Source organism: Singulisphaera rosea (assembly GCF_054877945.1).
In genome coordinates, this window is sequence record NZ_JBTYIP020000021.1 from 139,530 (window position 1) to 160,926 (window position 21,397).

Consider the following 21,397-nt stretch of genomic DNA (forward strand, 5'->3'; position numbering starts at 1 on the left):
CCGGGACGAAAGAACCTCGTCGCCGGTCTCAAGGGCCAGTCGGCGCTGGTCCAATCTCGGGAGGAGGGGCCGATTCGGGCAGGTCGGTTAAGGGGACCAGTTCGTTCCGACCTCGGAGAAGGCCCAGTAGTCCATCGAAACGCCAGCGGCCGTCTTGGTAGACGAATCGATAGACGGGGCCGACTCGGTTCGTTGGGCAAATCCACACGTCGGGGCCTTCTCGCCACGCTTGAAAGTTCTTGTGGATGTTGCGCGGGAAGCCGACGATCCCTCCCTCGCGCGCGGGAGTCAACGCGTGGCTTGCAAGGTATCGGGAGGAGCAGAGTCGCCGGATGGCGTCGAGGTCCTGACGATTGGCCGCACCGAGGAGTTCGCCATAGGCGGCGAGCGCCAAGCGGACGGGGCGTGTGACCAGGGCCATCGTGACGACCCCGGCGATGATCGCAACGCCGATCCCGGTCCCAATCAGGTAGGGGCGGGGGCGTTCCGGGACGCCGAGAGTCATCGGGAGACCCGGGACTTCAGGTCCTGGCGGAGGCGGTCGATGACGGAGTCGGTCTTCGCGTCCGCGAGGATCTCGTGGATGACGGTCTTGATCCCTCGAGGTCCCCACTGGCACCCTTGGCGGAGATAGAACTTCGCGCCGTGGCCGAGTACGTACGAGGTCGTTGCGGCGGTCCCTCCCAGCGTGATCCCGATCGCGCCGTAACCGAGCGCGGTGAGGGGGACGGCGAGACCTCCACTCAGGACCGTGAGGCCGGCGAGCGAGGCCTTGACCCCTCCGGCGACGAGCCGGGTGACGACCTCGACGGCACCCAGGGCCCCGAGTGCGAACATCATGTCCTTGACCAGGCTTGTCGCGGTGCGTCGGGTGAGCGGGATCCCGTACACGCGGCTCAAGGCCACGATCATGCCGACGTCCACCGCCAGGCCACCGGCCATGTCGGCGACCGGGATCGGGTTCAGGGCGACGGCCGCACCTTTGGCGATCGCGAAGTTCCAGATCAGTCGGTTCGCGGCATCGTCGCGGATCCGGATCTTGTGGGCCAAGATCTCCTCGTGCACGTCGCCGGCGAGGAGCAAGGTGTTTAAGGCCACCAGGGCCTTCCCCTCTCGCTCGAGCACGTCGAGGATCTTCAGCTTGAGAGGCTCGATGATCGGTTCGGGTTGCTCCCACTGGTCGGTCGTGGTCCCGTCGGGGCGTCGGATCCTGACCTTGAGGGGGTCGGGCCTCGCGGCCGTCATCACGACGTCTTCGGGACGGATCAGGTTGCGGACCCGCTCGTCCTTGATCTTGGAATAGATCTGGTCTCGGTCGGCGTCGGGATAGCGGTCGACCTGATTGAAGACCAGGATGATCGGCTTCTGCACCTCACGGAGCTGCGAGAGGGCCTCGATCTCGACGCGCTGGAGGTCGCTGGAGACGACGAACAGGAGCAAGTCGGCGTGTCGTGCGACCTCGCGTGCGATCGCCTCGCGGACCTCTCCCCCGACCTCGTCGATTCCGGGGGTGTCGACGAGGATCAGACGGGCTGTCCCCAGACCAGGATGTTGCGAGGTCGACTCGTGCTCCCAGCGCTCCGAGGTCCGGGCGATGGTCGTGCCGTGAGTCGTCCCGACCTTGAACACGACCCGACCCAGCAGGGCGTTGAGGACCGAGGATTTTCCCCGGCTGACCATGCCGAACGCGGCGATTTCGATCGTGTTCTCGTCGAGCTTGCTCCCGAGCGCGCGGAGCTGCCGGAGCTCATCGGCGAGGGCGTGCTCCTCCTCCGGGGTCAGCTTCAGCCCTTTCAAGGTCTCGTCGAGGCTGGCCCTGGCCTTCTCCACGAGCTCTTCGCTTGTTGCGTCGTTGAGATCTTCAAGCATGTCAGCAATGTCCGGGGCGACGGGCGTCGCCGGTTCGAGTCCCCCGGCCGAGCTCTCGGGCTTCATCGGTCAGACTCTCCTCGCATCATTGGACTCGGCAGATCGCGTCCTCGCACCAGCGTGCGGTCGCGATCAGGTCCCCTTCGCGGAGCCAACGGCACTCCACGAGTTGGATGGCCAGCGGCAGGCCGTCGGGTGTTTTCGCCACGGGGAAGGAGATCGTGGGCGAGCCTGCGTAACTCCAGGGGGCGTTCAACGAAGGGTCCCCGGTGGTCGACGTGTCCGGCGCCGGGCCGATCGCCGCGGGCATGACGAGGGCATCCAGGGCGCCGTCTCGGCCGGACAACGAAAGCCTCAGGGCCTCTTGATGCTCCCGAGCGCGGAGGTAGTCGATCGCGACCAGCTTCCGGCCCTCTTCCACGAGGGCCCGGATTCTCGGCTGATAGTCGTCGGGGTGCTCCGAATACCGGTCCCGATGCCCGGCCGCCGCCTCGGCGGCCATGATGATTCGATGGTTGCGAAGCACCTCATCGAAGTCGAATGGCATGTTCACATCGACGACTTCCGCCCCTTCTGCTTCGATGGTGGTGAGTGCACGGTCGAAGGCGTCGCGCATCGACGGATCGACGCGCGCTTCATAAGAGCCTCGGAGTCGCCCGAGCTTTGGGGCCTTCCCTTTCGGGGCGAAGGTCTCCGAAATCAGGCGAGAGACGGCGTCGGGGGTTGTCGGCGAAGCGTCCGGCCCGGGTTCGATCCGGAGGAACTCCATGAACATGAGCCCAAGGTCGAGGACCGAGCGTGCGATCGGCCCCGGGTGGTCGAGGTGCGGCGAGAATGGGACGATGCCCTCGGCGCGACCGTTGAACGTCGGCTTCAGCCCGGCGACCCCGCAGAACGAGGCGGGGCGGGTGATCGAGCCGCCGGTCTGCGTGCCGATGGCACCCAGGCACATGCCGGTGGCGACTGCGACCGCGGATCCGCTCGAAGAGCCGCCGGGCGTCCGCCCGAGATCCCACGGGTTGAGCGTCGGCGGCGGGTCGATCCAGGCGAACTGGGTCGTGACGGTCTTCCCAAGGATGACCGCCCCGGCGGACCTCAAACCTGCGACGATCCCCGCGTCACGCGTCGCGACCCGGCCTTTCCAGGGTTCAAAACCGGCGGCCGTCGGGAACCCTTCGACGTCGATGATATCCTTGACGCCGATCGGTATGCCGTGGAGCGGCCCTCGACAAGAGCCGGCGGCCAGTTCCTCATCTCTCGCCCGAGCCTCGGCAATTGCCCCGTCACGGTCGATCACGACCCAGGCGTGAACCCGATCTTCCCACTCGTCGACCCGGTCGAGACACCATTCGAGCACGTCGACGCACGTCGTCCGACCGCCCCTCAACGCGAGGCCGACGCTGTGGATCGTCTCGTGTTCTCGGGGAAACAGGATCATGTTAGCAAACCTCGTCGAAGTCAGTCGGAGACGGTGATGCTCTCATTTGTCCCGAAATCTGTTTTTTCCCTAAAACAACGGGTTTCTGGCACATTCGACCTCGACAAACGCTCCCGGGGTGTCGTTGTTCCCTCTCAGGGAAACCCGTTTTAAAAAAAACAGGTTGCGGGACGCGTCAATAACTCTCGTCCGTTACTCCGACTGCTTCCCGCGTCCGTTACTCCGACTGCTTCCCGGCCGTCTGTTGGGCTCCTTTGAGGGCCTTGCTGGTGACGCGGTTCAGCGCCTGTTTGGCGAATTCCTGGAGGAACTCCGAGCGGCGATTGAGGTCGAACTGTCGGATCAAGGCGGCTTGCATCCCGCCGTCGCCCCAGGATTGTCCCTTGGCGAAGTAGTCGGCGAAGGCGTGGCCGGAAATGTGGGTCAGGTAGGCCATCGAGACGGCCTGGACGCCTCCACCTGCGGCGTAACCGACCAAGGACGACTTGAATAGTCCGGCGATCAGCGAGGTGGTCGCTTCGACGAGACCGAGCTTGAGGAGCATCTGGATCATCTGTGCGCCGATCATCTTGACGTGGGCCGTCGAGATCTCGACGCCGTAGACGGCGCCCAACTCGGAGATCATCTGGAACTGCACCGCGCCTGCGGCCATGAAGTCGAGGGCGGGGATGGGGTTCGCGAAGACGGTCCCCGCCGTGAGCCACTGGAACTTGTCGATGACGGCCTGGGCCCGCACGTCTCGCTCCTTGCCGAGCTGGCCCTGGGCCTTCTGGCTCAGCAAATGGGCTCGGAGCAGGAGGTTGCCGGCCCGGAGGGATTCGCCCTCGCGAGAGAGGATCTTTGCGACCCTCGCCTCGAGCGCGGCAAGGTCGGGGGCTTCGGCTTCGAAGACGGTCTCGGTCGTCCCGTCGTCGTGGGTGATCCGCACGGCGATCGGCCTCGGGGACGCGGCGACCGACACGACGTCTTCCGGCGCAACGACACTTTGGAGCCGCTCCCGGAGCTTGTCGAGGATGGAGTCGCGATCCCCGTCCAGGAGTCGATCCTGTTTGTTGAGGACGACGATGGACCGCTTCCCCTGACGCGCGAGCGCGATGAGGGGCTCGTATTCGGTTCGCAGAAGGTCGTGGTCGACGACGAAAAGGAGCAGGTCGGACCGCGCGGCGAGGTCGCGTGCCTCGGCCTCGCGCTGCGCCCCTCCGGCTCCGATCTCAGAGAGACCGGGGGTGTCGGTCAGGATCACCGTGCCCTCGACCCCTTCGATGGAGTGGGAGAACGTCTCACCCCGACGGGTCGTCCCCATCACCGCTTCGGTCTTCCCGACGTGTCGTCCGAGCAGGGCGTTCACGAGCGAGGTCTTTCCCGCCGAGCTCGTCCCGAAGATCACCACGTGGAACCGGCGCACCTCGCGATCGGCGCGAAACTCGGCCAATTCCCCGTCGAGTCGTCCCTTGGCGGTCGGATCCCGGACCTGGGCGATCACCGCCTCGGCCTTTTCCGCCTGGACTTCAGCCGCGCGGACGACGTCCTCGGGTGGTTTCGGGGGTGGGACCGACGGCCGTCCCATGCTCCAGAACATGCGGGCAGCGACCAGGGCGACGGAGGCCGTCACCAGCCCGGCAGCCCCGATGAACGCGATCGCCAGGCCGTTGGAGTGCCGGGCAAGTCGGTCGTGCATCTCCCCGACGGACGTGAACAGCCAGGCCGCCGTGGCAAGGACAACCGAGGTGGCGACGAGGGGTAATAACCATCGGGTCGTTCGCATGCCGACCGGATCCTGGAGGCCTTGCGCCCCAAATCAAAAGGGTGGCGCTTCCCTACACTCCATTCGTCTTCCCGAAGGATCGATTCTGACATCTCCGCGGAATCTTTTCACTCCCCTGCCCCGCCCCTTCGTTCTCGAGGGTCGTTCGAGAGCCGACGGACCACCGAGGGTGAATCGAGACCTCCGGAACTGGTTGAGGCCCATCCAAGGAAAGATCCGCGAGGTCCCGAAGCAGGGACGGCTCGCGGATCTTTAGGGTGGTTCGAGGATCGAGCTGAGGTCGATCAACGCCGTTTCCGGCCGAAGAGGCTTCCCAGGAGGCTCGGACGCTTGGGGGCCTGGACGGCTTCTGGCGGGGCGTAAGAGGCCGGTGCGGCGTCGCCCATGACCACGGTCGGTCCGCGTCCCACGGGGGCCGTCGGGGTGACCGGCGTGGTCGGGTCCGGCAACGACGACAGCGGTCCGTCACTCGGAGGCGCGATGAGCGGGGGCAGTTCGCCGACCTCGGGACGATTCGTCGTCGGCGTCACGGCCCCGGCGGCCGGCTTCACCGGCTTCGGAGTCGCCGAGCTCGTCCCGCCCGAAGCGGGGGGAAGATCGAGCGGAGACGACGTCGCGGGGGGGGCCGCCGGCCCATTGGACGCCGGGGGAGCCGTCCTGGGTGCCCCAGCGGGCCCCTGACGGGGCGGAGGCGAATCCGAAGGCTTGGTGTCGAGCTCGAACGGCGACCGATCTTGCGGCGGGACGGGAGGGACGTTGCCGCCCGGCATCGCCGGAGCGCTGTCGTCGCCTTCCTCCGGGGGTGCATCGCCTTCCATGTTCGAGATGTTGGGGAACGGGTCCGGCTTACGGGTCCGGAACGCCTGCTCCACGTTCGGCGCCTCGGGAGAGGGGCAGCCCCATCCCGCCGGGAACTTCCGCCAGCAGGTCGGGTGATATCCGAAATACTCCTTGCGATACATCCCGTAGACCGGGTCTTCCGCCGCACACGGGACTCGTTCCCGACGGATCGGTGCCAGCGGGAAAAGTCCGCTCTGCTGGGCCTCCGCCAGCATCGGGGCGCCCAGGACCATCGTCAGTGCCCACGCAGCCGGCGACCTTAGTCGCTTCCCAATCGTACTTAGCATCCTCGCCTCGCAGGTTGCGGGGTTAACGGTCCGCCACGAATCCATTTCGTTCGGCGCGTCCCCCACTCAAGGGACTGTGCTTCCTTCGATCGGACCTCGTCTCGGTCCCCATGAAGTCAAATTGGGGGAGTCCCTCGATTCTGGGGTTTTGGTGAGGAGGGCTGCTCGGGGTAAACTGTAGAATATTCGGGTTAGGTCGAGATGGTAGGTGTTTGGCCCACGTTTCCTCCCGGCTTGAGTTAAGAATGTACTCACGGGAGAAACTCCGTGAAGTTAGGCAATGGTAAGAGACGAGAGATTCCGGTTAGACGGGTTGTGACTCTTGTAGCGGTAGGACTTCGACGCCGGGGTCGCAAAGGTTCATCGGTCTCGAATTCCGAGGCCGATTGGTTGAGAGTGCAAGATGCACCGCGTAGGGCGAGAGCCTGGCGGCCGACGGACACAAGACCAGGAGGGTCGAATGGGACGCCGAGCACGAGGTTTGGTCTTCAGCTTGGTCGTGTCGGGGCTTGGGACCGCGGTCCGTCCGGTCGAGGCCCAACAAATTGGCCGATCCGCGGCGACGGCCACGACCTCCCCGAATTCGGTGGCGTCGGGGATGTATGCCAACCCCTACGCGAATCCGTACGCCAACCCGTTCCTGAACCCCTACATGACGCAGGGGCAGGTCGGCGGTGGCAACGCCGCTCTCTATTTTCTCGCGGCCCAGCAGGCGAACGGTGGGCTTGGCTCGGGCCGGATCAGCGGGGTACGCCCCGCGGGTCCGCGGGTCCCGGTGCCGGCACCTACCCCGCCGGACGATCGTCGAGTGACTGACATCCCCGGGGGTACCGCGGCCCGCTACTTCAATCGCGCCTCGCAGCCGACGGGGGCGTCTCGGTACTTCCACAGGGCCGGGCGGAACGACCTGTCCACCCGCCGCTAAGGCGAGGACCGGGAAAGGCTGCCGTGGCCTTACATGTACGATGGGCGTTGCGGATCCGCTCGCGTTTCCAGCCGTCTTCGGACGACACGGCTTCGAGACACGAGCGGTCCTCGGCAACTCCTCAGCGTCTTCTCCCCCTTGGGATGGATGCGTGCCGTGAGCGAAGCTCATGCGACCAGAGGATTTCCCGGTTCGAGCTCGACCATCGGTTCGAAAGTATTGTGATCGGGGATGAGTATTGATGAGGCCAACTCGCGGGAGGGTAGTTAGCCTCAACTTGCCCAATCGAGAAAACCGATGGAGACCGGGCAGTGATTCTCCAGGCTCGGTCGGAGACATATGCTGGCGGTCGAAGTTTGAACGAAGGTTGGCGGCCTCTGCGCCGATCTTTTGAGTGGTGGGAAGGCCGGCCCGACGCGAAGGCTCGCGTCCGGACCCCTTTCGAGGCGATGACCGGATGTCAACGGACCCTGGCCCGCGGTTCTCATGGGGGCGACGGCGGGGTCGCGGCCGACACGTGATCGGCCGTATTCAGCCAGCCCCGGGGGACAGGGAGGGAGAGCTGCAATGGAGTGCACTAGGATGGTCCGACGGAGGAACGGGTCTCTCGGGCTAGTGGCGGTGGCCGTCCTGATGTCTTGCGGTTGCCAGACGGTCAGGACCCCAGAAACGCAAATCGCCAAAACCAACCTGCCCCGCGAGTTCCAGAAGGTGTCGATGCCGGAATACGTCGTCGAGCCCCCCGACCTCCTCTTGGTCGAGGTCCTCGACGCCCTCCCTGCACGCCCGATCAGCGGTGAGCGGCTCGTCCGCCCCGACGGCAAGATCTCTCTCGGCTTCTACGGCGAGGTCTACGTCGCCGGCTTAACCACGACCGAGATCAAGGAAAAGGTCGTCATCCACCTCCGAGAATACCTCTCGGACGAGGCTCTCGGGCTCACTCGCTTCAATGAAGGGGATCCCAACAACCCCGATGATGGCGAGTGGGTCCATGTCGAGCCCAACAACTCGGCCACGGTCTTCGTCGACGTCGTCGCCTACAACAGCAAGGCGTATTACGTTCAGGGGGATGTCGCCGCGCCCGGGCGGATGCCGATCACGGGGAATGAGACGGTCCTCGATGCCATCAACTACGCGGGTGGCCTGATCGCCACCGCCGCCCCGCAGAACATCCGGTTGGTCCGCCCCGCGCCACCGGGCGCCTGCTGCGAGCAGGTCCTGCCGATTAATCTCGCGGCGATCATCAGCGGCGGCGACCCGACCACCAACTACCAGCTCATGCCCGGCGATCGCATCATGGTCTATCGCGACCCGATCGTCCGTGCGACGATCTTCATCGACCGACTCGCCGCGCCGTTCCAGACCGTGGTCAACTCGGTCTTGCAGTACAGCTTCGCTGCAAGGTCGGCCCGGTCGATCAACGTGCCACTGGTCAGCGGGTCATCCTCGTCCTCCAGCTCCACCACAGCTCCCGCCCAGCCTGGAGCCCGCTGACGCTCGGAACGGTCGCCTCCGGTTCGCCTCGATTCCACCTGATCAGGCCGAAGGACCTCCTCGAACCCGAGGAGGCACCTTCGGCCTGCTCGCGTGATTCCGTGGCCGAATGCGACAAGTCGGACGGCGATCGTCGTGATCAAGGACTGCTTGGCTCCCTCTGTTAAACTTTGGTAGAATCCACGTGCGTCGCCCCGCCATCCGTCCTGCCTCGAAGGCCCACCATGCGAATTCGGTCCATAGCGCCGATCCTCGTTGTGTTCGTTGTCGCGATATCCCACGTCGCGAATCGGACTCGGGCCGCCGAACCCTTGCCGGGCACTGATCCGTCGCAGCGGGATAAGGCCGCCGCTCCGACGTTCGAGCAACACATCGTCCCGATGCTCACGAAACATTGCGTCGAATGCCACGGGGCCAAGAAGCCGAAGGCCGGACTGAACCTGTCGGCCTCCGTCGGCGCAAGCGACCTCGCGAACAATCCGAAGGTCTGGCGGCAAGTCGTCGAGGTCGTCGAGGCTGGCGAGATGCCCCCCGAAGGGCGGCCGAAGTTGAGCTCGGACGAGATCCGGCTCCTGGCCGAGTGGGCGAGCACTCAAGTCGTGACGAGGGACTGCACCAAGGAGGTTGACCCCGGCCGTGTCACGCTCCGACGGCTCAATCGTTCGGAATATAATAATACCATCCGCGACCTGTTCGGGATGGACTTCCGGCCCGCGGACGACTTCCCCTCGGACGACGTCGGATACGGGTTCGACAACATCGGCGACGTCCTGACCTTGCCCCCCCTGCTCTTCGAGAGATATCTGGCGGCCGCCGAGTCCGTCGCCTCGCTGGCGATTGTCTCGGGACCCGACCAACCCGCGATCACGAAGACTTGGCAGGTCGAGGAACTCGACGAGTCCGCTGGCGGATCCTCGTTTGAAGAGATGGGTCGAGTCCTGGGGACCTACGGCGCGATCACCGTGACCCATCCCTGCTCGAGGAATGGCGAATACACGCTCCGAGCCCGAGCCTTCGCCCAGCAGGCCGGACCCGAGCCCGCGAAGATGGCGTTCCAGGTCGATGGGAAGACCGTCGGCGTGGTCGACGTCGCGGCCGAGCAGGATGCTCCCAAGGTCTACGAGATGAAGGCGACGATCGCGGCGGGTTCGCGACGCATCTCGGCCGTTTTCCTCAACGATTTCTGGGATCCCAAGTTCCCGGACCCGAACCGTCGAGATCGAAACCTGGTGCTCGACTACCTCGAGATCCAGGGCCCTCCGGGGTCGATGGACGCCTCCTTGCCCGGCTCACACACGCGGATCCTCTTCCGGGCCCCGACTAAAGACACGCACCACGAGTGCGCCGAGGCGATCCTCGAGCGATTCGCCAGCCGAGCCTATCGCCGTCCCGCCACCGGGGGCGAGGTCGCCCGGCTCATCAAGTTCGTCGACCTCGCCGAGCAGAGCGGCGAGAGCTTCGAGAAGGGGATCCAACTCGCGGTCGAGGCCGTGCTGGTCTCCCCCCAGTTCCTCTTCCGCGTCGAGATCGACCCTCGCCCCGACTCGAACGCGAAGAAGCCAGCCGGGATCTCGTACCCAATCAATGAGTTTATGCTCGCGTCTCGACTGTCTTACTTCCTCTGGAGCAGCATGCCCGACGAGGAACTTTACCAGTTAGCCCTCGGGGGCAAGCTTCGGGAGGGGGGGACGCTCGAAGCCCAGGTGAGGAGGATGCTCCGGGACCCGAAGGCGAGGGCCTTCGTCGAAAACTTCGCCGACCAGTGGCTCCAGATCCGCAACCTGAAGACGCTCAACCCCGACCGCGAACGGTTCCCAACCTTCGACGAGTCGTTGCGTGCCGCGATGCAGAAGGAGACGGAGCTTTTCTTCGAGTCGGTCATGAAGGAAGACCGGAGCGTGCTCAGCTTCCTGGACTCGGACTACACCTACCTGAACGAGCGGCTTGCGAAGCATTACGGAGTCAGCGGCGTGACCGGGGATGAGTTCCGCCGGGTGACCCTGCGCGAGGAAGACCACCGCGGCGGCCTGCTGACCCAGGCCAGCGTCCTCGCCGTCACCTCGAACCCGACCCGGACCTCGCCGGTGAAGCGGGGCAAGTGGATCCTCGAGCAGATCCTCGGATCCCCCCCGCCGCCCCCGCCCCCCGACGTCCCGGAGCTGAAGGACGAGCCCGGCGCCAAGCTCTCGGGGACGTTGCGACAGCGGATGGAGCAGCACCGCGCCAATCCGAACTGCGCGGCCTGCCACGCGAGGATGGATCCCCTGGGCTTCGCATTCGAGAACTACGACGCCGTCGGATCCTGGCGCGAGAAGGACGACACGTTCCCGGTCGACGCCTCGGGCACCTTGCCCTCGGGACAGTCGTTCCGGGGCGCGGCAGAGCTGAAGACGGTCCTGAAGGCCAAGGACAAGGAATTCGTCCGCTGCCTTTCGGCCAAGATGCTTACCTTTGCGATCGGCCGAGGGGCCGAAGAAGAGGACAAGTGCGCCATCGATCGGATCGTCGACGGGGTGGCGCGGGACGAATACCGATTCTCGCGGCTGGTACTCGAGATCGTCACGAGCGACCCGTTCCAAAGGCGGAAGCATCGAGGGGGATGAGGCGATGAGCAAGTCTTGGCACCTGTCGCGGCGGACCGTCCTCAGGGGCTTGGGGACGGCCATCGCCCTCCCCTGGCTCGAGGCGATGACGACCGCGGCGACGACCAGCTCAGGAGCGTCCGGCCCGGCCCCCTTGCGGTTGGCCTTCTGCTACGTGCCGAACGGCGTCCACATGCAGGACTGGACCCCAAAAACCGACGGGGCCAGCTTCGAGTTCCCCCACATCCTCGAGCCCCTCGCGAAGGTCAAGGAAAAACTCCTCGTCCTCACCGGACTCGCCCAGGAGAACGCCGACGCCAAGGGGGACGGCGGCGGTGACCACGCCCGTTCCCTCGCCACCTTCCTGACCGGCTGCCATCCGCTCAAGACCGACGGCGCCAATATCCGAGCGGGAGTCTCGGTGGACCAGGTCGCGGCGATGAAGATCGGCCGGCAGACCCGTTTCGCCTCCCTCGAACTCGGCTGCGATCGGGGAGCCCAGTCGGGGAGCTGCGACACCGGATATAGCTGTGCCTACTCGTCGAACATCTCCTGGCGGTCGGAGTCGACTCCGATGGCCAAGGAGGTCAACCCGAGGTTGGTCTTCGACCGGCTCTTCGCCAGCAGACTCGGTGGCCAGGATGCCTCGGCCCGCGCCCGTCGCGAGCTCTACCGGAAGAGCATCCTCGACTATGTCGCCGAGGACGCGTCGACCCTCAAATCCCGCCTCGGCATCGGCGACAAGCGGAAGGTCGAGGAGTATCTCACCGGCGTCCGCGAGGTCGAGCTCCGGCTCGCCAAGGCCGAGACGACAGGCGACGTCGGGTTGCCGGATTTCCCCAAGCCGCAAGGCGTCCCCAAGGATTACCGGGAACACGTCCGGCTGATGTTCGACATGTTGGCCCTCGCCTTCCAGGGGGACCTCACTCGCGTCGGCACGTTCATGTACGCCAACGAAGGGAGCACCAAGAGCTATCCCTTCATCGGCGTGCCGGAAGGGCACCACGACCTCTCGCACCACGGCAACGACCCCGAGAAGCACGAGAAGATCAAGAAGATCAACCGATTCCACATCGAGCAATTCGCCTACTTCCTCGAGAAGCTCGACTCGATGCGCGAAGGCGAGGAATCTCTGCTCGACCGCTCGATGATCGTCTACGGTAGCGGCATCGGGGACGGAAACCGCCACAACCACGACGACCTGCCGGTCCTCCTCGCCGGCAAGGCGAACGGGACGATCAAGACCTCGCGTCACCTCAAGTTCAATCAATCGACCCCGCTCAATAATCTTTACCTCTCGATGCTCGACCGGGTCGGGACCACGCTCGATCGTCTCGGCGACAGCACCGGGCATCTGGATCTGGGCTGACGCGAATCGAGTCCGAGGAGTCTCGCCCGAGCTGGCTTTTCGACCCCTCACGCCGATCGTCATCGAGTTCGCTTTCACCACAAAGGCACCAAGCAAAGAATACGCCAGGAACGGATCCCCATTCGGCCGTTCCCTCGAGACCCAATGTGTGTATGTGCCTTTGTGGTGAGCCTCCTGTGATGTGAACCTCAGGAGACGCTTTGGAATTCAGTGATGCGTTGCGGTTCCGGTGGAGGGGTTACTCGACCTCCGACTCGGGAGCCATGGGATGGGGCTTCTTGTCCTCGCCAACGCCGTCGTCCTTGGAGGGGTTCGGCCTGTTCCAAAGACCTTGGTCGAGACGCGTCGGTCGTCCGATTTTGGCATCAAACTTGATAACGATGATCCATGTCAGGAGTATGGCGGAGCAAGTGTAGATCCACGTACCCAGGGCGCACGTCAGGACCATTTCCCCCTGGCGATCCCGACTTCCGCTGACAGAGGACCCGTGGATGATCTCGTCGAGGGTTTTCCAGAGATCGTTCCCCGAGACGAGCGAGAGGGCCTCGATCATCGGCGTGACGCCGAACGCGGTCACGCTCGAGTCCATCTGGGCGGGGATGAAACACATCAGGTAGACGCCGTTGATGAAGATCAAGATTGCCAGGGTCGTGATCATGGCCCTCGCGGACGTCTTCGCGCGTAGCGATAGGTACGTCCCGAGCGCGGTGACGAACCAAAGGAAGACGACGGTCTCGAACGCGACGAGGACGATACCGACCGGATGGACCGCACCCGTGGCCATGCCCAATCCCCAGAGGGGAAACAGGAAGAGGGCGACCCAACGCGTGGACCAGAACGCCCCGAACATCTTGCCTCGAATGATCTCCAACCCGGACAAGGGGGTCGAGACCAGGCTGATCCAGGTATCCTCCTCCCTCTCGCTCGTCAACGATGTCGAGGACGCGCTGGCGACGGCCAGCATCCAGAAAACGTACAGGCAGGTGCAGACGACTCGAAGATACGTGTTGAATTCATTTCGATGGCTGAAGGAGCTCCCCGTCCCGTAAGCGGCCTGGATGAGTTCGACGACGGCGGGTCGGGCCATGAATTCGGTGAGATATGCGAGCAATCCCCACCCGATGAGGAGGGCGCTCGTGGCCGCGATCTTCGTCCCCAGGGTTGTCCTCGAGACGTATCGCTCCTTCCAGAGCATCGCGTCGTCGCCGCAAGGAGGCCTCCCTAGCAAGCGACGCTTTCGAGAGATCTTCCCGAACTTCCCGAATAAGCGTCGACCCCCTCCCTCTCTGCGAAACACCGGGCGTAAAAGGACAGAAGCGAAGAAGAGAAGCACCAGACCATAGACCACCTGGCGTGCCATCATCTCGAGGATGAAGTCGAGGGGGCGACTCCAGCCTGCGAACCCGCCTGCAAGGAGACCGAATGGGCTCGTGGGCACGATCCAGTCGTTGATCGGCTTGATCCACTCGTAAACTTGCGACCAGTAAGGGCCGCCACCCGGCATGAGGAGCTTGAACATCGTCGGGATGAAGAACCACGCCGCCTCGATCGCGTAGGTCAGCGAGATCGCCTCGCGGGGACGTCGAGCGTTCACCGAGACGAGGATGGCGATGGAGGCGAGGAAGAACGCCGAAGTGAGGCTGGCCACGAATGAGAACACGACAGCGAGCGGGTCGACTCCGCCGAAGAGGCTCAGGATGCTGAGGATCGGCAGCCCGATCGCCAGGAAGACGCCCATGTGGAGGAGGCGAGCCGCCACTTTCCCGAGGATGATCTCGACGCTCGAGAGTCGGCTCGAGAGCAGGTAGTGCAAGGTCTTGCGTCGCTTCTCCTCCGCAACGACCCCGGCGACGAGGGCCGGCGTGAACGTCAAGACCGCGATGGACTGCACCACGATGAGAGACGTGAAAAGGGCCTTCCCGATCTGGGCCATCTGTTGGATCGTGAGCACCCCACTGGTCGGACCATAGTACGAGGGGTAGATGGCAGGGTTGTTTTCGTAGATGACTGCGAGGAGGACCAATCCATAGAGGAACCGGACCAGGTAGTATCGAGGTCGTCGGGATGTCGTGATTAACTCGACGTTGAAGACGGGCCCGGGGAGCATGGGGGTGTTCCTGGGAGTTATGAAGCCGACAAAATAGTCTAATGTTTAAATGTTATGAATTGGCGTAATTTTATCGATAAAGAGTCACTCGCTTGGCTCGTGAATGCCGAGAACTCGGCGCACTTCCGACGGCGACGTGAGCCCGGCTTCGACGGCGTTTCGGGCCCTCTCCCAACGGCTGATCATCCCTGAGTCGAGCGCGACCCGCTCCAAACTTCGCACGTCCTGACGAGAAAGGATCGCCGATCCGATCTCGCCTTGCTCGGGCATGAGCCATTCGGCGAGGACCATCCGGCCTTGATATCCGGTGCCGCCGCAGGAGTCGCACCCCACCGGGGTCCAGGCTCGCTCGACCGCGAGGCCGAGACGCTCCGAAGGGTCGTCGGACTCCCTGGCACACGTGCAGAGTCGTCGCACGAGTCGTTGGCTGACGATGGCGAGCAGGCCGCTCCGGAGTAAGTAGGGTTCGATCCCCATTTCGCAAAGCCTACCGATCGCCCCCGCGGCGCTCCCCGCGTGGAAGGTCGTCATGACGAGGTGGCCGGTCAGCGACGCCTGGAAGGCGATCTCGGCGGTCGCCGGGTCGCGGATCTCCCCCACGACGATGACCTCGGGGTCCTGCCTCAGGAGCGAGCGGAGCCCGGACTCGAGGGAGAACCCCGCCTGCGGGTTGACCTGGGATTGGGAGACTCCCGGGACGGGGACTTCGATCGGGTCCTCGAGCGTCGCCAGGCTCCGTCTCCCGCCGGACATGGCGACGAGCTCGCGGAGGCACGCGTAGATCGTCGTCGTCTTGCCGCTCCCCGACGGGCCGCTCAGGATGATGGCCCCCGAGGTGGCGTTGAGGGAGGTCCGGAGTGCCTCCCGGACCTCGTCGGGGAGCCCGAGGTCGTCGAGTCGGAGGAACCGCCCGCGAGCCCCGAACAGTCGGACGACGGCCTTCTCGCCATAGAGCGTCGGGAAGGTGCTCAGGCGCATCTCCACCTCGCCGCTCTCGCGACGCAGCCGGCCTTCCTGGGGGACGTCGGTCCGATACGTCAGCAGCTCGGCCAGGACCTTGAGTCGTGCCACGACATTCGGTGCGATCGAGGTCGGCAGCAGGGCTCCTGGCTGGAGCACGCCATCGATCCTCCAATGGACTTCGAGCCCTTCGGGTGTCGGACGCAGGTGGATGTCGCTGGCCCCGAGAGTCCGGGCCTCGCCGAGGATCAGGTCGACGACTTCGGTGGCATAGGCCGCGTGCTTCGGATTCTTCTTCGCGAGCTCGAGTCGGAATCGCTCTCCGAGTGTCGCCATGAGCCGAGAATCCTCTTCCTCGGGATGGGATGTCCCGAGACGGTCGATGTTGGACTCATCGTAGCGGAGCCGTGACCATTGTCGAAGGGTCACCCTCGCCTCCACGGCGACGTTGGCCGCTCTCCTACCCGGGAGAAGACGAAGGTTCGTCGAGGTCGGGGTGTTGCCCCTCGGCTGGAGAGGGCTCATGATCCTCGAGTCTCGACGTTGGTTTGGGGAGCGATTTCGGGGTGCGATCCGTCGCGAACCCGGACTCCCCGTGATGAGTGAGGACTGGCCAGGGGACGATGCCCGATGACGACCGGCGCCAGGATGCTTGTGCAGGAGTTGGAACGATTCGGGGTCCGGCATCTCTTCGGGATGCCCGGGTCCCACTCGACCGCGATCTACGACGCGCTTTCGCAATGTCCGTCGATCGCGACGTATCTCATCCGCAACGAGCAGGCCGGGGCGTTCGCCGCGGACGGCTACGCACGCGTAACGGGTCGGCCGGGAGTCGTTTGCACCACCGCGGGCCCGGGCGCGACGAACGCGCTGACGGGGGTCGCCGAGTGCTGGGCGGACTCCGTCCCGATCCTGCTCCTCTCCGGTCAGGTGAACGCCGACCGGATGCACCTCGAGTGCGGGGCCTATCATGAGATCGACCTCGAATCGATCTTCCGGGCCGTGACCAAGTGGTGCGGGACGCCGAGCTCCGTCGCGGAGATTTCCCCGATGGTCGCCCGAGCGTTCGAGGCGATGACCACCGGCCGTCCCAGGCCCGCCGCGCTCTTCCTGCCGCAGGACGTCGCCCGCTTCGAGGGTAATCCCGGCTCGCAAGACCTTGCGCCGATGCCAAAAACCGTCGAGCCCCCGACCGAGGAGATCGAGAAGGCTGTCGAACTGCTTTCGAAGTCCAAACGGCCGATCCTCCTGGCGGGTGGAGGTGCCCTCTGGTCGGGGGCCGCGGACGAAATCCTCGCCCTGGCCCAAAGGCTCGGGGCGCCGATCGTCACGTCCTTGAACGGGAAAGGGATCGTCGATGAGCGACATCCCCTGTCGCTCGGACACGCCCGATCGGCGCGGGCCAAGGTCGCCTTGCCGCATGCCGACGCGATGCTCGCGGTCGGTTGCCGATTCACCGAAGTCATGACCGAGTGGCGTCGAATGCCCGTGCCCGAGGCCCTTGTCCAGATCGACATCGATGCCGGCCAGATCGGGATGAATCACCCCTCGGCCGTGGGGATCGTCGCCGACGCGAAAACGGCCCTCAGTGCCCTCTTGGCTTCGATGCCCGACCGCCCCGCCCAGGGATGGGCCTCGATCTTGCTCGAAGCTCGCGGGGCCCGGCCGGCGAAACCCGAGTGGCTGATCGAGGTGTTGCGGTCGAAGCTCCCCCTCGATGTCCCGGTCTTCGCCGATGCGTGCGAGATGGGCTACCGGCTCCACACGGACTGGATCTCCCCCGGCCCTCGCCTCCTGTTCTACCCCTCGAACTACATCACGCTCGGCTGGGGCTTCCCCGCCGCGCTCGGGGCGGCCGTCGCGCTCGGAGGGACGCCCGTGGTTTCCGTCAGCGGCGACGGTGGGTTCCTCATGACCGCGCAAGAACTGGCGACAGCGAGTCGCTATCGACTCAGGGTGATCGCCATCGTCCACAACGATTCCACGTATGGTGCGATCAAAAACATCCAGCACCGTGTCCACGAAGACCGATTCCTCGACGTCGAGCTGAATAACCCCGACTTCCTCAAACTCGCCGGGTCTTTCGGTGTCCCGGCCTGCCGAGTCGAAAATCCTGGCGATTTCGTCGTGGCTCTCGAGGAGGCGCTTGGACGAGACGGCCCCTCAGTCGTCGAGGTGCCGGATCGTTGGCGACCACTTCGGGCCTGAGACGTGGCCTTCAATACTGGTCGGCGCCGATCATTTCTCCGTCGGCTCGATTGCCGAGGAATCGATAGATTCGCGTGTTGATCGTCGACTTCAAGAACCGAACGGAACCATCTCCGAAGGCCGTGACAGCTCCACCGGGGTGGAAGCTCGAGTATGAGCCCACCATGAGGGTGGCGTCGGCCTTGGTCTTCGAGACCGGCTTGGTCGCACCATCATCCTCGCCCTCTTCGTCGTCGCCCAGCACGGAGGCGCCGAAGGTGGGCGACGTGGAGTTGTTACTCGGGGGCGATCCCGTGTTCCGGAGCGTCGAGCTCGTCCCCGAGATCCAGCCGAGCTCGAAGGCGTTGCTTTTCTTCTCCGAGAGAAAGATCGTGTTCGAGCTCCCATCCGGGATCTCTTCGAACCTGATTCCGCTGTTGAGGAAAAAGACACCGGTATTATTGGAGGCGATCGGGGCCTCGACGTCGTTATGACAACCGGCGTAGTCACTCTGACCGGGGGCGGCCATCGTGGATTGGCTGGGGCAAAGCAACGTCCGGATCGTGATCGGTCGGGCCGACATGTTCTCGGAAGAATAAGCCCCGAACGAGAAATTGAGGTGATCATAGATGTTCTTTTGATCGATGTAGGGGAGGATCTGGGCGATCCAGCTCATGTGGAAGCCCTTCGGTATCGCTCGGACGGGGCTCGTCTCATTGACGACCCCGGGTGGCAGTACCTCGTGGGCCGTCTCGTAGTTCTGGACGGCGATGCTGAGCTGCATCAAGTTGTTGGTGCATTGCGCCCGCCTCGCGGCCTCGCGGGCCGACTGCACGGCGGGGAGCAAGAGGGCGATCAAGACCGCGATCATGGCGATCACGACCAACAGCTCGATCAGGGTGAACGCAGGGCGTCGAGGGCATTGGTATTGTCTTTGTCGATGGGTCTTCATGGTCGTGGATCCTTCGGAGTCGATCCGACACGGACGAGGGCTGTCTTGCTCAACCGAGCCCGGCGCGTGCTTTCGCGCGGATAGTCGGCTTCGATGTGGACGTGGCGCAGTGCGGTCGTGTTATCGGGGCGATCGACGGTAATCTTGACGAGGGCTGCGTCGAGGCCACCGAGTTCCCGGGCCGAAAGTTCCCAGGTCTCGCCGGAGTACTTGGCGTCGAGCTCGAGTTTCGACGCGGCCCGCTCGAGGCCCGACTCCACCAGCCATTCCACCTGGAGCCGTCGCTCCTCACTCCGGAGTCGTCCTCGACCGGCCAGGACGACCTTCAAGAGGACTCCGCAGACCAGCGTGATGAGGACCAGGCTGATCAAGACGAAGATTGTGGCTGTACCTCGGCGATGTTTTGGATGCGGCCGCGACGGCAACGGATTCATCGGACGGCCTCCGGCGTCGCCCCGAATCGGTCGTCCCGTCCGAGCGACACATCGATCTGGAACGGGCGTTCTCGAGGGCCGTTCGCGACCGTCGATCGAGGGCCGACCATCGAGACGAATGTGGTCCCGTCGTCGAGGCTCACGCGGAATTGCGGCGGGGTCGTGGGGAACGGGTAAGACTCGCCTCGTACGAGTTGGTTTCCCAACCGCTCGGACCTCGCGAGGATCTTCCCCTTCGCCTCGTAAGTCACGACTCGACCATCACGACTCCCGAGCTCGAGCGTGGCCGAGAGCGAGTCGAGCTCGGCCTTGGGTGTCACGACGTGGGCGGCATGCACATCCTTGCGAAACTGGTGGGACAGGCGATCCCGAGTCATCGATTGGGCGAGGTGCGCCCGACCGACCCGATCGAGCTTCATCAAGGAGTACAGGATCGCGACGCAAATCCCCATCACAATCCCGAGCGATGAGATGACCACGAGGAGCTCGATGAGCGTATAACCTCGGCGAGCCTTCATCGTTCCTCCTTCCCACGATATCGCCAGGCTGTCAAACGCACAGGCGCTTCCATGGTCCCGGCCCGGTTCCTCCAGGACAACCGCATTCGGATCCGCTTCGCTCCCTCGCTGGCGAGAACGTCGACGTCGACCTCAAGTCGTGCTCCGGGCAATCCGGAGCGGGCCGAATCGGAAAGTGCGAGGGCCTGGTCGCCCTCAGCGTTCAGCCGGTTCCAGGGCCTCGCGGCGAGCCGCTCCATGAGGTTGGCAACCTCCTGAATGGCAAGTTGCCGACGATCGGTGGCTCGACGTTGAATCGCGACCCAGGAGACGACCTGGAGCGTCGTCGCCATGGCGGCCACCAGCATGGCCGAGATCACGGTGATCTCGATCAGGGTGAAGGCTCGACGCTTGGGGCGAAGGTTCGTGCTGGAATTCCTCCTCATCCGGCGAGCCTTTCGATCAGCGTGACCAGGGGCAGGAAGAAGGCGACACTCAGGGCCATGACGAGGGACCCGATCGCGATCAGGAGAATGGGGTAAATCCCCTGCACGAGCAGATGGGCGCGATGGGCCAGGCGTCGTTCTCCCGCTTCGGCCGCTTGACGCATCGCCCACGAGAGGTTTCCGACGCGGCGTGCCGAGTCGAGGAGGGCGGCATCCGAGGCGTTGATGAGCGAATGGTCGCGGAGGGATCGTGTCCAGTCGATGCCGTGGGCGAGGTCGAGGGCGATTCGGGCGAGCCTGCGCCGGACCCACCGCGACGGATAGGATCTGGCGAGCACGTTCACCCCCCTTTCGAGGGGCTTGCCGCCGTCCACGGTCCACGCCAACGAACGTAAGATCAACGCGCTGTGCCGGCGGACGAACCATCGATCGAGGATCGGGATCCCGAATTGCGACCAACCGAAGATCGCCAGGGGGACATAAATCAAGATCAAGGAATCTACGAACGCGAGAGTGACGAGGAATTGCCAAGCGGTCGAGAGGTGGCCGAGCGCGAACACGGTCCCGGTCATGGTTGGCAAGGCGATGCCGAAGTCTCGAAGTATCGAGACCATCCTCGGCTCGACGAAGTAAAATAGGAAACCGGCGATGATCTGGATCAAGAAGAAAAGCGCGGTCAGATAAGAGATTCGAGACGCGATCAGGTTGTAGATGGGTCGAAGGGCGAGGCGTGTTGCGGCCCCTTCGAGCAGCGCCTCGGAGAACTTGCCCGAAAACCAGCCGACGCGGGCGAGGATCTCGACGTCGGCGGGTAGGACGCCCGGGATCTGATCGATCGCCCTCGGGAACTCCTCTCCGTAATCGAGGTATGCGGCCAAAGTCAGGACCTTTCGCCGGTAGGAACCCCGGCAATCTTCGGCGAGGGCGGTGAGTGCCGTAGTAAGCACGACCTCGTGCTGCGAAGCGATGGCCAGCATCCTCGTCAGGGTATCCCGATTCCTCGACCGGCTCTTCGACGCGGTGATCAGGCTGCCGACGATCAGGAACCCGAGCCCCAGGAAGGTCAGGATCACGAGGTAGAAGTCCGCGAGCGAGATGACCCAAAAGATGAGTGCGGCGACGAAAACCGTGTACATAAGATGACGAAGCATCAGTCGCCGATGAGGCGGCGACGGGAAGTCGATCGGGCGATCTCCCTTCGTCGAGTCGTTGGATCTGGCCGATTCGTCGATCACAAACTCCTCC

Annotated in this window: 17 protein-coding genes; 5 read left to right on the forward strand and 12 right to left on the reverse strand. The window is 64.4% G+C overall.

The window, feature by feature from the left end; translation table 11 throughout:
- Nucleotides 1-28: 28 nt before the first annotated feature.
- The 5 genes from ACYOEI_RS28535 to ACYOEI_RS28555 all read right to left on the reverse strand — a co-directional run bounded on the left by ACYOEI_RS28535 (nt 29) and on the right by ACYOEI_RS28555 (nt 6,199).
- Nucleotides 29-505 carry a hypothetical protein gene (locus ACYOEI_RS28535; protein WP_462853057.1) on the reverse strand — a complete coding sequence of 159 codons (477 nt, stop codon included), beginning with the start codon at nt 503-505 and terminating at the stop codon, nt 29-31.
- Nucleotides 502-1,935 (reverse strand): YcjF family protein, encoded by a 1,434-nt coding sequence (locus ACYOEI_RS28540; protein ID WP_462853058.1) that lies wholly within the window; start codon nt 1,933-1,935, stop codon nt 502-504. The genes ACYOEI_RS28535 and ACYOEI_RS28540 overlap by 4 nt, the downstream gene beginning before the upstream one ends.
- 19 nt (nt 1,936-1,954) lie before the next feature.
- A complete protein-coding gene (locus tag ACYOEI_RS28545) occupies nt 1,955-3,307 on the reverse strand; it encodes an amidase (RefSeq protein WP_462853059.1) in 1,353 nt (450 codons plus the stop codon).
- 217 nt (nt 3,308-3,524) lie between these two features.
- Nucleotides 3,525-5,072, reverse strand: coding sequence for a YcjF family protein (locus ACYOEI_RS28550; protein WP_462853060.1), 1,548 nt, complete (start codon nt 5,070-5,072; stop codon nt 3,525-3,527).
- 284 nt (nt 5,073-5,356) lie between these two features.
- The gene (locus ACYOEI_RS28555; RefSeq protein WP_462853061.1) at nt 5,357-6,199 is read right to left on the reverse strand and encodes a hypothetical protein; all 843 of its coding nucleotides are present in this window, start codon (nt 6,197-6,199) and stop codon (nt 5,357-5,359) included.
- 460 nt (nt 6,200-6,659) lie between these two features.
- On the opposite strand from ACYOEI_RS28555, the gene ACYOEI_RS28560 reads away from it, so the two are divergent.
- The 4 genes from ACYOEI_RS28560 to ACYOEI_RS28575 all read left to right on the forward strand — a co-directional run bounded on the left by ACYOEI_RS28560 (nt 6,660) and on the right by ACYOEI_RS28575 (nt 12,569).
- Entirely contained in the window at nt 6,660-7,124 is a 465-nt protein-coding gene (locus ACYOEI_RS28560; RefSeq protein WP_462853062.1) for a hypothetical protein, read from the forward strand.
- Between the two features lie 582 nt (nt 7,125-7,706).
- Nucleotides 7,707-8,618, forward strand: coding sequence for a polysaccharide biosynthesis/export family protein (locus tag ACYOEI_RS28565; protein WP_462853063.1), 912 nt, complete (start codon nt 7,707-7,709; stop codon nt 8,616-8,618).
- Between the two features lie 257 nt (nt 8,619-8,875).
- Nucleotides 8,876-11,221 (forward strand): DUF1592 domain-containing protein, encoded by a 2,346-nt coding sequence (locus tag ACYOEI_RS28570; RefSeq protein WP_462853064.1) that lies wholly within the window; start codon nt 8,876-8,878, stop codon nt 11,219-11,221.
- A 4-nt stretch (nt 11,222-11,225) separates the two neighbouring features.
- Complete coding sequence (locus tag ACYOEI_RS28575) at nt 11,226-12,569, forward strand: DUF1552 domain-containing protein (RefSeq protein ID WP_462853065.1); 1,344 nt, start codon at nt 11,226-11,228, stop codon at nt 12,567-12,569.
- A 238-nt stretch (nt 12,570-12,807) separates the two neighbouring features.
- Here the strand turns inward: ACYOEI_RS28575 and ACYOEI_RS28580 are convergent, their stop codons facing one another.
- Together ACYOEI_RS28580 and ACYOEI_RS28585 are read right to left on the reverse strand one after the other, a co-directional pair.
- Nucleotides 12,808-14,676 (reverse strand): ABC transporter permease subunit, encoded by a 1,869-nt coding sequence (locus ACYOEI_RS28580; RefSeq protein WP_462853066.1) that lies wholly within the window; start codon nt 14,674-14,676, stop codon nt 12,808-12,810.
- An 84-nt stretch (nt 14,677-14,760) separates the two neighbouring features.
- Nucleotides 14,761-15,972: a GspE/PulE family protein gene (locus ACYOEI_RS28585; RefSeq protein WP_462853067.1), complete on the reverse strand. Its 1,212-nt coding sequence runs from the start codon at nt 15,970-15,972 to the stop codon at nt 14,761-14,763.
- A 294-nt stretch (nt 15,973-16,266) separates the two neighbouring features.
- Between ACYOEI_RS28585 and ACYOEI_RS28590 the strand changes: the two genes are divergently transcribed.
- Nucleotides 16,267-17,844, forward strand: a complete 1,578-nt coding sequence (locus ACYOEI_RS28590) for a thiamine pyrophosphate-binding protein (protein ID WP_462853068.1) — start codon at nt 16,267-16,269, stop codon at nt 17,842-17,844.
- A gap of 10 nt (nt 17,845-17,854) precedes the next feature.
- On the opposite strand, the gene ACYOEI_RS28595 is transcribed toward ACYOEI_RS28590, so the two are convergent.
- The 5 genes from ACYOEI_RS28595 to ACYOEI_RS28615 are packed head-to-tail and all read right to left on the reverse strand — an operon-like array spanning nt 17,855 to nt 21,387.
- Nucleotides 17,855-18,775 (reverse strand): DUF1559 family PulG-like putative transporter, encoded by a 921-nt coding sequence (locus ACYOEI_RS28595; protein ID WP_462853069.1) that lies wholly within the window; start codon nt 18,773-18,775, stop codon nt 17,855-17,857.
- On the reverse strand, nt 18,772-19,209 hold the full coding sequence (locus ACYOEI_RS28600) for a hypothetical protein (RefSeq protein ID WP_462853070.1): 438 nt from the start codon (nt 19,207-19,209) through the stop codon (nt 18,772-18,774). Before ACYOEI_RS28600 ends, ACYOEI_RS28595 begins: the two co-directional genes overlap by 4 nt.
- Complete coding sequence (locus tag ACYOEI_RS28605; RefSeq protein WP_462853071.1) at nt 19,206-19,727, reverse strand: PulJ/GspJ family protein; 522 nt, start codon at nt 19,725-19,727, stop codon at nt 19,206-19,208. The genes ACYOEI_RS28600 and ACYOEI_RS28605 overlap by 4 nt, the downstream gene beginning before the upstream one ends.
- Nucleotides 19,724-20,152 carry a type II secretion system protein gene (locus tag ACYOEI_RS28610; RefSeq protein ID WP_462853072.1) on the reverse strand — a complete coding sequence of 143 codons (429 nt, stop codon included), beginning with the start codon at nt 20,150-20,152 and terminating at the stop codon, nt 19,724-19,726. The genes ACYOEI_RS28605 and ACYOEI_RS28610 overlap by 4 nt, the downstream gene beginning before the upstream one ends.
- Complete coding sequence (locus tag ACYOEI_RS28615; protein WP_462853073.1) at nt 20,149-21,387, reverse strand: type II secretion system F family protein; 1,239 nt, start codon at nt 21,385-21,387, stop codon at nt 20,149-20,151. The genes ACYOEI_RS28610 and ACYOEI_RS28615 overlap by 4 nt, the downstream gene beginning before the upstream one ends.
- Nucleotides 21,388-21,397 lie beyond the last annotated feature (10 nt).

Excerpts from the sequence above, each read along its gene's own strand:
- ACYOEI_RS28580 (WP_462853066.1), bottom strand. The coding sequence starts at position 14,676 with ATGCTCCCCGGGCCCGTCTTCAACGTCGAGTTAATCACGACATCCCGA.
- ACYOEI_RS28595 (WP_462853069.1), bottom strand. The coding sequence starts at position 18,775 with ATGAAGACCCATCGACAAAGACAATACCAATGCCCTCGACGCCCTGCG.
- ACYOEI_RS28560 (WP_462853062.1), top strand. The coding sequence starts at position 6,660 with ATGGGACGCCGAGCACGAGGTTTGGTCTTCAGCTTGGTCGTGTCGGGG.
- ACYOEI_RS28585 (WP_462853067.1), bottom strand. The coding sequence starts at position 15,972 with ATGGCGACACTCGGAGAGCGATTCCGACTCGAGCTCGCGAAGAAGAAT.
- ACYOEI_RS28605 (WP_462853071.1), bottom strand. The coding sequence starts at position 19,727 with ATGAAGGCTCGCCGAGGTTATACGCTCATCGAGCTCCTCGTGGTCATC.
- ACYOEI_RS28610 (WP_462853072.1), bottom strand. The coding sequence starts at position 20,152 with ATGAGGAGGAATTCCAGCACGAACCTTCGCCCCAAGCGTCGAGCCTTC.
- ACYOEI_RS28565 (WP_462853063.1), top strand. The coding sequence starts at position 7,707 with ATGGTCCGACGGAGGAACGGGTCTCTCGGGCTAGTGGCGGTGGCCGTC.
- ACYOEI_RS28545 (WP_462853059.1), bottom strand. The coding sequence starts at position 3,307 with ATGATCCTGTTTCCCCGAGAACACGAGACGATCCACAGCGTCGGCCTC.
- ACYOEI_RS28590 (WP_462853068.1), top strand. The coding sequence starts at position 16,267 with ATGACGACCGGCGCCAGGATGCTTGTGCAGGAGTTGGAACGATTCGGG.
- ACYOEI_RS28540 (WP_462853058.1), bottom strand. The coding sequence starts at position 1,935 with ATGAAGCCCGAGAGCTCGGCCGGGGGACTCGAACCGGCGACGCCCGTC.
- ACYOEI_RS28550 (WP_462853060.1), bottom strand. The coding sequence starts at position 5,072 with ATGCGAACGACCCGATGGTTATTACCCCTCGTCGCCACCTCGGTTGTC.
- ACYOEI_RS28555 (WP_462853061.1), bottom strand. The coding sequence starts at position 6,199 with ATGCTAAGTACGATTGGGAAGCGACTAAGGTCGCCGGCTGCGTGGGCA.
- ACYOEI_RS28575 (WP_462853065.1), top strand. The coding sequence starts at position 11,226 with ATGAGCAAGTCTTGGCACCTGTCGCGGCGGACCGTCCTCAGGGGCTTG.
- ACYOEI_RS28535 (WP_462853057.1), bottom strand. The coding sequence starts at position 505 with ATGACTCTCGGCGTCCCGGAACGCCCCCGCCCCTACCTGATTGGGACC.
- ACYOEI_RS28600 (WP_462853070.1), bottom strand. The coding sequence starts at position 19,209 with ATGAATCCGTTGCCGTCGCGGCCGCATCCAAAACATCGCCGAGGTACA.